The sequence below is a fragment of the Moorena sp. SIO4G3 genome (assembly GCF_010692305.1).
In the GTDB taxonomy this organism is placed as follows: domain Bacteria; phylum Cyanobacteriota; class Cyanobacteriia; order Cyanobacteriales; family Coleofasciculaceae; genus Moorena; species Moorena producens_A.
Window position 1 is genome coordinate 1 of record NZ_JAAHIG010000368.1, and the last position, 8,472, is coordinate 8,472.

The following is an 8,472-nucleotide window of genomic DNA, read 5'->3' on the forward strand; positions in this document are numbered from 1 at the left end:
TCAAAAGAATAAGAAAAGGTAGTGTTTTTTGTTGGTCTCGCTAACCCCACCTATAATCTTCGATTTAGGTGGGGTTAGCGAGACATTTTGTTCAAAGACCTTTGTATATTTCGCTTTCTTTTTGGTTGTTGTTGGTGTTGGCATTATCACCTTTGCTACCAAATCCGCTATGGGTAGCTAACAGTGCCTAAGCAGGCGACGTAACCCATAGCACATAAGCTGATAGCTGAACGCGCACGCGTGCGCGTAGCGCATTAGCTGATAGCTGAATGCTTACATTACTAAGCATCTTTCTGGAGAATTGCTGGATAGATTTGCTCTCTAGCTCTGGCAAGCTGGTATCGGTCATCAATTTCTCCCCATAGTAGATCCCTAATCACCGTATAGTAAACTGGATAGGATTTTGCTGCTGCTATCAGCCCATCAGTTTCATAATTCAGCTTGAGACTGGTTTTAAATTTTAGGGTGGATTGCCCCAACATCCTTTGAAACAAAGGCTGGGATATTTTAGAAATACCGACCATTTCACCAGCAATTTGACTCCCCAGTTCAGCCTTATTTTTAGACATCGCAACGATTGTCTCACCTGAGGTTTCCACATAGACTTCATCGCCAGCATTGGTTTGGCCAGATAGCAAGACTACATTGTCTTTAGGAAAGTTCAAGACTGCTGTTAAAGCACGCTTTTCGTAAATCAGATCTGATTCCAACAACAGAAAATCACCCTCAATCAGCTCACGGGCACAATAGAGGGAATACATGGTACCTGATTCAGCATAGTGTGGGTTATGAACCGTCAATATCTGATCATTAAAACGTTGCTGCAGACGCTCATAAAAGTCGGATAAATGACCAGTGACAATGATGATGCGCTGCATACCGCAGGCAGTCAGGCGCTCGATCGATTCCTCAATAATGGCTTGCTCTCCCAACTGGAGGAATCCTTTAGGAGCCGATTGCCCTAGTTCCTGCAGTCTAATGCCCATACCAGCAGCTAGAATAACGGCTGTTTCTACTTTCATTAGCGTTTATGGATCAAGACATTGAAACGGTATTTGCTATTGTCGTAGCCTTGCAGGCACTGATCTTCGGTTGTTACCTGAACTGACTCAGTTGCCAAAACTTTCTGGAACCAGTCCTTGCTGTAGTACAAATGATCGAGTCCCCGATACCTCTGCTCATATTCCGCATCTCCTATGGCTGCTTTCCGGGCACTGATTGCTGCTTCCTGCTTAGACAGATCAGGAAGATCAAGAACGCCGATACTTTTCTGGGCGATTTGAACCATGCCCCGGAGGACCTCTGCTGCATACTCATAGGTTGGGAAATAATGGAAGACCCCCCCTGACACCACAACATCGAATTGACGGTCCCTTGGTAGATCAATTGCTTCTCCTACGCTAATCGTGGCTTGGGGCATGGCTGCTAGGGCAATCTTGACCAAGTTAGCTGAATAGTCAATTCCCGTGACGGGGTTTCCTTGTTGGTAAAACGGATAGAGAAAGGCACCCGCACCGCACCCGACTTCCAACAATGAATCCTTGGAAGTGATATTGAGCTGATCCGCGATATGCTTCGCATAAGCCATCCAGCCAGATTCTTGCACACCTGATGACCAGGGAGGATCGTAGCCATTTGCAACCAGCAAAGAAAGTAAAGTTGGCTGCTCTGCCTCATCAGCCTGTCTCCGATTCCAGATTTCGTGCCAATTGTTCTGCAATGTCTAATCTTTAAATAGCTCTAAAACAATATGTATGTTACACCCTAATGTATTACTTTGTCTAGAGTGAGCATCTCTATTCAGCAATTATGATTTGGGAAAAGATAGAAATCATCTTATATGGTGTTTGTAGAGAACACATTAAAATTTTGATATCAGATTTATATAAATTATTCAGATTGGATTATTTGATTGACCAGTTTAAGCGATCGCCAACAGAACTGACTAACGTAATATTTATCCTTCACAGTTTACCATAAGTTGCAAAAACTGGATGACTTAGTATTTTTATATCTTCTTCACTTAATGAAGGATGCCATACATCGATAACTAAGACAACTCTTGATTTTTTCCCTTGATGCAATATTTCATGGTCAAATGAATCGTCAAATGCCATAGCTTTAGATTGCTGCCAAAAGCGCCATTCATTCCCTACTCGTATTTTAGCACTTTCTGGTTCGGGCACTCGCACTCCTAAATGGTATCTCAATCTTAAGTTTGAAGAACCACTATGGGGCAATATATGACTATCATAAACTAACTGGGAAAACAGCACAAAACCAAAGTTAAGACAAAGGGGTAATTTTTCGATTATTGAAAGTGTTTTTGGGCATAAATTTGCTATAGCTTGTTTCTCTCCCCCGGTAGAAAAAATAAATATACCATTCCATTGACCTGACCCCATTAAGCTAACATTATCGGGATGTTCTTTCATATATTCATCTATTTTGTTGTACTCAGATATAATTATTTCTGAATTTTGTTCGAGAGTTGATTTAATTTCATCGTTATCATAAAACCACGGTTTACTGTTGAGGGATTTACAGTACCAAACACTAGGGTTGGGATGGTTGATACCATCTTCTTCCCTGTCGGAATAGTAAATAGTATTGATGTCGTAATTTTTAGCGATCGCATCTCGTTTTCGTTGGAATATGTGTGCGTTAAATATGTGGAAAATTCCACGCCAACTGACTGCATAGTTTAAGGGTAAGTCATACCAAAATAAGTTGTTTAAATTTTCTGATTCTACACCATTTAATAATCTAGCGATAACCCGAGAGTCTTGAATATATTTAATGTATTTTTTCATCGTTAATATTTATGGTTAATTGTATATAATATTATCGTTCCTAATGCTACCTCCTTGAACAGTTAAGCGGATAATGATGTGATCTAATTTCTGAGGCTAACTTTAAGTTGATCAATCCTGCAGGGGGGTAAACTTGTGGAATGGGCATATTGGTGGAACGGGCATCTTGTTGTGGAACGGGCATCTTGTTGTGGAACGGGCATCTTGTTGTGGAACGGGCATCTTGTTGTGGAACGGGCATCTTGTTGTGGAACGGGCATCTTGTTGTGGAACGGGCATCTTGTTGTGGAACGGGCATCTTGTTGTGGAACGGGCATCTTGCCCGTTACAATTCCCGAGCAGGCAGGATGCCCACCCCACTCCTATTAATTGCTTAATTCAGCAAGGCTCTTAAAAGCATATTTATTGTATACCTCAGTGTGGTATTTTTAGTACATAGAACATCATCTATGGCACCGAAAATGCTACAAGCAAAGCTATGATAAAGGAATATGAAAACTATCAGGATACATCAAAAAGCTACGACACCACTCGTATCCCAATCGGGGTTGAGATTTTATTGGGTTGCTTTGCGACTAACCCTCGTCCTTTGCCAGAGCAGGTGATCTTGGATGGTGGGTGTGGTACTGGAAACTATATCCAAGCCTTGAAGAGCAAAGTCAATAGCCTGTGGGGTCTAGAATTCAATGGGGGAATGTTGGCGCAAGCAACAGAAAAGTTCCGCAATGACCCCAATATTCACTTAGATCAAGGCAGTCTTCTCGATCTTCCCTATGAGAATGAGACCTTTGATGGGATAATGTGTAACCAGGTTCTCCATCACTTGGGTTCGGAGGACGCAGCTCAGGAAAATTTTCCTGAACTGAACCAGGTGTTTGAGCAAGCGTATCGAGTGCTGCGTCCCCAAGGTGTGTTTGTGTGTAATACCAGCAGTCATCCACAGATTTATGATGGATTTTGGTGGGCTGATCTGATTCAAGAGGCGGTATCGAGAATCGCTAAACGTATGCCACCAATAGCATGCATTACTGAGAAATTGGATCAAGCTGGCTTTTGCTTTGGGGGCATTATTGTCCCAATTCATGCTGTGATGCAAGGTGACAATTACCTTGACCCAGAAGGCCCGCTCAAGCCAACCTATCGGAATGGTGATTCTACTTGGTCTTTGGTGAGGCAAGGGGAATTAGAACAAGCATTGGAGCGAGTTGGAAATATGAATAAGGATGGAAGCATCGTTCACTATCTTGAGCAACGGGAAAGTTTGCGCCAAAAATTGGGGCAAACAACCTTTGTTTATGCCTACAAGAAACCGAGTTGAGAGCCTCCATCGTTTAATTGGTATAAGGACGTGAATTAACGACCTTTTAGAATCTGCGGTGCTATGAGCTAAGGCGCAAGCTTCGGCAACAGCCCACAGAGACATCAAATGCACACCTGATAGGCGCAATAAAGAACCTTGATCTTATCCGCATAATCATGATTATTCGGAAAATAGGGTTGTGGTGGAGAAAGATAGGCTGGTTTTAACATGCCTTCTGACTCCATCTTGTTTAAGGTAACGTCGAATTGTTTTTGATAGTGCTTATCCTCTCGGTTTGTAAACACCAGATATCCTCCCGGTTTTACTAATCGGCAAAACTTATACAACACATTTGACGTTTCCATATTAGTAAGCACAGCAGTGGAAATGATTCCATCAAATTCATGATCTTGAAATGGCAGTTCTTGCTGTATATCTGCTTTATATAGAGCAGTATAAAGATTTTTATCCCTAGCAATGTCCAAAGAGTTTTGGGAAATGTCAACTCCAATTATGGTTTGATAACCTTGTTCTCGAAGAGCTTGTCCAGCAAGTCCGGTTCCACATCCGAGATCCAAAATTTTGCCATCGCTAGCGACAAATTTTGCCATCAGTTCAGCAGCAACCTGATGACAAGCATACTGCCAATTCAAGACTTTATCCTCATACACTTGAGCTAAAGTATCATATTCTTTCTCAATCTCACGGATACCAGTACTTCCTCCCTTTGACCACTTGGCGAAGAATTGGGCTTGTTGATTATTGTTCATTAAGTCTTCTATTTTTACCACTATAATCACTGATATTTTTTTTAAAAAAATAGCATATTTGCAACTGTTTTTATACAGCATTGAATGAATGTAAAACTATTTATCGTGATTATTTTGATTGAAATAAAATGATGATATATTACCTAGCATACCATAAATATTTAATACCAGAAACCCATATCAATAATTGAGTTATAAGGATGAATAACGCAGTCAGATCAGAAAAAGTATCACTTGCAGGTCTTAATGTATTTAATGTAACTATTGAAATATTCGCAAAACACAAAATGGTCAAGTTTAAAATATTTTGTACAGAATCATTATACCCAATATTCGACCTTATATTACCATGTGCAAACCAATAAAAATAAACAACCATTGACTGGTAAATCGATAAAATTGATACCAATAAAGTGCAACCAAAGGATAACTAATATATACTGATTTTAAATTAGCAATAACATCGTATTCAATCACAATGCTGTTTAAATTTAAGATTTGTCTGGCAAATGTTTCTATAAAATCTCTTGTCAGAGCTAGAAAAACAAACCAGAGGGGGAGGATTTCCATTTAAACACTAATGACATATAAAGCTAGGAATGCTATATAGTCACGGATCGAAATACCTACCGACATCTGTTTTTAAGTCCTTTGTTCTAGCAAACCACCCATCAACAGCATCTAATAAAAATGCGATATAGAATAAAATGCCGATATATGGATATTTTTGAGGGTTAACAATATACCAGGAGACAAAAGCTATAAGGATTAAAATTAATCTGAATAATGTAATGTGATTCGGTTTAATCACGATATCTATAACTCCTTTCTTATTTATAAGATAATCATTTTTTATTCAACGGTTGTGGAATCTTGTCGATTCCATATCCAAAATCTTTCAGGTCTTACTGAAGATAGTTTTTTCATTATTTAAATATCAACTTATTTTTGATTTACAGCTGATTTGTAAACTCGCTGTAATCCTTGTAGGATAAGGCTTGGGCTAAAGTATAAAAATTGAACTATTTAATATCCAAAATAAAATCATAGCCAGGTTTTCAGGTTTATTAATATTTCCTTTACAAATTAGCTCTTACTTCTTTACGTTTTTTTTAAACTTTTGGTTCTTCAGTACCTAGTATGCTAAATTTTCAGTTAAAAAAAACCGAAAGCTTACTCTACAAGCGATGCAGCGCGGTCTTGGGGAGGCAGCGCGGTCTTGGGGAGGCAGCGCGGTCTTGGGGGTTTCCCCCATGAGCGACTGCCGTGGTCTCCCCGGAGACGAAACCTGATTACGTTGAGCCTTTATGGTTGGTAGGCTCTGCAGAAAAGGGTTAAAACTTATTGATTAGCGTGATTTGCGCGGTCTTGGGGGTTTCCCCCACTCGCTATTGCATCAAGACAAGGCTCAACTGTCTTACGGTAACTTGGCCGTAGGCCACGCTTGGCCGTAGGCCACGCCAAAGGCGAACGCGAACAAACCATGAGCGACTGCCGTGGTTTCCCCCATGAGCGACTGCATCAAGACAGGATTATGAGGCTATTTAATTAACAAAAATTTCGCGCATACTGCCTCTTGCCACTGCTCCCTGCTCCCTGCTCCCTTTCCTAAACTGTTAATTTAGCATAACAAGTACGGAAGAGCCAAACTTTTTGATATTTTTATTATCTAAGGCTTTCAACAAACAATATTCATCCACATCTGAATAAAGTAGATGGCAATTATCTTTGTATAATTGTTTATGTTGACTATCATGAGTTGCTTTATCGATACCATAATAGGCAAGTACGCCAATGTGATACCATTCTTCAAGAGAATCTACGATTACCCCATCAAAATCTAAAAAAATAGCTTCCATTTGAATCTTCCCAACAGATATAAGCTAAGCAGTGAAAAATCCCTGAAACCCAGGTAGATCAAGAAAATAAGTAAAGTGAAGTAAAATTACTACTATGTATGGGTTTGAGGCTGCTTTTGGCTAAAAAATGTCTAAGTACCGATAATGTGTCGTTTCAGCACTGCCAGCTTACTATACAAACCATCAATACCTGCATAGCATCCTTGTAAATGACGCTTGTCTGTATTGAAAAAAGCTGTGCGACCATGCAACACTCGCCGATTGTCCACCATATATACTTGTCCTGGTTGTAGCTTGAATTGCACCTGATTCTTGACATCCATTATCATTTCGAAGAAGGTACGATAGGCATCATAGAAAGACCCCATCAATTCTGCATCCATACGCAATGGTTGTAACGATTCATTGTGGAAACAAACTGCTGTCAACTCATCGCGCCAATTGACTTGTATGATTGTCTTTTCGGCGGAGATTTCTACATTTGGATCGCTAAAGCAAAAGTTGACAGGGATAGATGCTAGCAATTTAAAGTATTTAGGGTTTTTCTGACGTAGTTTTTGTGCAACCTGAAAGCCATCCACGATGATGCTATCACCCCCCTCAACGTCCGACGAAAGGCAGTGCAAAAGCATCAATGTGGGTGCGGGGTCACGATATGGATTATCTGTATGAGGACTCAGGTAATCATTTGTATAGGTTAAATTCGTGGCATTAGTAACAATTTTGACATCAGATATGCGACCAAAGTTAGTTTCATGTATATAGCCAAACTGATCGACAATGTTTTCCACCGCACCCAATTGAGTAGGGACATTTTTTAGAAAGGCAACCCCATATTGACAAAATGCAACTAGCCAATCATATAGTGTTCTTTCTTTAGAGATAATTTCTGGGTAGTCAAAAGTGAGTGAATTGATGTCAACAGAGCAATTCCAAAGCTGGATTTGCATCTCATTATTGGAGCCAGACAATGGCATGTCATAGACATGGTTATATAACCAATCAGCACTGTAGCTACTTTGGTGTCCATCGACCCAGACAATTTCTAGAGACTGTTCCTTGATAACTTGCACAGAGCTAGGATGAATATCTGCTGGAATATCGACTGTTTGAAGCAGTCGTTGTCCATTTGGGTGAAGTGACTTTGGACTTTGGCAGTTATCCCGCAACCAGATATAGTGGAAAGTAGAATCATAACCACTTTGCCAGTGAATAGTCAATGTTTTCTCGTTGATTGAGATAGATTGTATCATCATGAATAATTACCTGTGATCTTTTCTGCAGCACTCAGGGTGTTCGATCCTAAATTCTTAAACAAAATATCAAAACAATCCAGCAGACGGTCTAGATCACTCGGTTGGATATCGCCCATATTAGCTATCCGGAAAATCTGGTTTTTGAATCCCCCCTGCCCCGCATAAATCACAAAACCAGATTCTTTCAGGGTGTCATGGATTTGCTCATAGCTGTAGCCTGGGGGCAATTTAAAAGAAGTCAGGATACAGCTATAATCCTCCACATCCAAGAGCGGTTTGACCCCGAGATTTTGCAAAGTCTGCAAAATCTGCTGAGCACGCTGAGTGTAAGAGCTGTGTCTGGCTGTCTGCCCACCCATGTCCTCCATTTCCTTGAGAGCCTCCTGGAGCCCATAGGCTACCTGTACAGCTTGGGTAAAGGGAGAATAGCCCTTTGCCTGCTCTTGATGATAGGGATAGAGATCTAAGTAAACG

At 40.4% G+C, this 8,472-nt stretch carries 10 protein-coding genes; 2 read left to right on the forward strand and 8 right to left on the reverse strand.

From position 1 onward, the window contains the following. Nucleotides 1-281: 281 nt before the first annotated feature. From F6J99_RS36710 to F6J99_RS36720, 3 genes are all read right to left on the reverse strand, one after another. Complete coding sequence (locus F6J99_RS36710) at nucleotides 282-1,022, reverse strand: phosphocholine cytidylyltransferase family protein (protein ID WP_293120632.1); 741 nt, start codon at nucleotides 1,020-1,022, stop codon at nucleotides 282-284. After that, nucleotides 1,022-1,588 carry a class I SAM-dependent methyltransferase gene (locus F6J99_RS36715; protein ID WP_293120634.1) on the reverse strand — a complete coding sequence of 189 codons (567 nt, stop codon included), beginning with the start codon at nucleotides 1,586-1,588 and terminating at the stop codon, nucleotides 1,022-1,024. The genes F6J99_RS36710 and F6J99_RS36715 overlap by 1 nt, the downstream gene beginning before the upstream one ends. Nucleotides 1,589-1,964: 376 nt before the next feature. Further along, entirely contained in the window at nucleotides 1,965-2,813 is an 849-nt protein-coding gene (locus tag F6J99_RS36720) for an aspartyl/asparaginyl beta-hydroxylase domain-containing protein (protein WP_293120636.1), read from the reverse strand. 135 nt (nucleotides 2,814-2,948) lie between these two features. Here F6J99_RS36720 and F6J99_RS36725 point away from each other — a divergent pair, with 135 nt between their 5' ends. After that, the gene (locus F6J99_RS36725; RefSeq protein ID WP_293120638.1) at nucleotides 2,949-3,182 is read left to right on the forward strand and encodes a hypothetical protein; all 234 of its coding nucleotides are present in this window, start codon (nucleotides 2,949-2,951) and stop codon (nucleotides 3,180-3,182) included. A gap of 109 nt (nucleotides 3,183-3,291) precedes the next feature. Continuing rightward, complete coding sequence (locus F6J99_RS36730) at nucleotides 3,292-4,131, forward strand: class I SAM-dependent methyltransferase (RefSeq protein ID WP_293120640.1); 840 nt, start codon at nucleotides 3,292-3,294, stop codon at nucleotides 4,129-4,131. Nucleotides 4,132-4,235: 104 nt separating this feature from the next. Here the strand turns inward: F6J99_RS36730 and F6J99_RS36735 are convergent, their stop codons facing one another. The 5 genes from F6J99_RS36735 to F6J99_RS36750 form a co-directional block, all read right to left on the reverse strand. Then, the gene (locus tag F6J99_RS36735) at nucleotides 4,236-4,883 is read right to left on the reverse strand and encodes a methyltransferase domain-containing protein (protein ID WP_293120642.1); all 648 of its coding nucleotides are present in this window, start codon (nucleotides 4,881-4,883) and stop codon (nucleotides 4,236-4,238) included. A 610-nt stretch (nucleotides 4,884-5,493) separates the two neighbouring features. Beyond that, the gene (locus F6J99_RS45875; protein WP_365975009.1) at nucleotides 5,494-5,694 is read right to left on the reverse strand and encodes a CDP-alcohol phosphatidyltransferase family protein; all 201 of its coding nucleotides are present in this window, start codon (nucleotides 5,692-5,694) and stop codon (nucleotides 5,494-5,496) included. Between the two features lie 805 nt (nucleotides 5,695-6,499). Next, nucleotides 6,500-6,742 carry a hypothetical protein gene (locus F6J99_RS36740; RefSeq protein ID WP_293120644.1) on the reverse strand — a complete coding sequence of 81 codons (243 nt, stop codon included), beginning with the start codon at nucleotides 6,740-6,742 and terminating at the stop codon, nucleotides 6,500-6,502. 131 nt (nucleotides 6,743-6,873) lie between these two features. Further along, a complete protein-coding gene (locus F6J99_RS36745; RefSeq protein WP_293120646.1) occupies nucleotides 6,874-7,998 on the reverse strand; it encodes a TauD/TfdA family dioxygenase in 1,125 nt (374 codons plus the stop codon). Next, nucleotides 7,995-8,472 (reverse strand): hypothetical protein (locus F6J99_RS36750; RefSeq protein WP_293120648.1); only part of this gene is annotated, 478 nt, incomplete at its 5' end. The genes F6J99_RS36750 and F6J99_RS36745, both read right to left, overlap by 4 nt.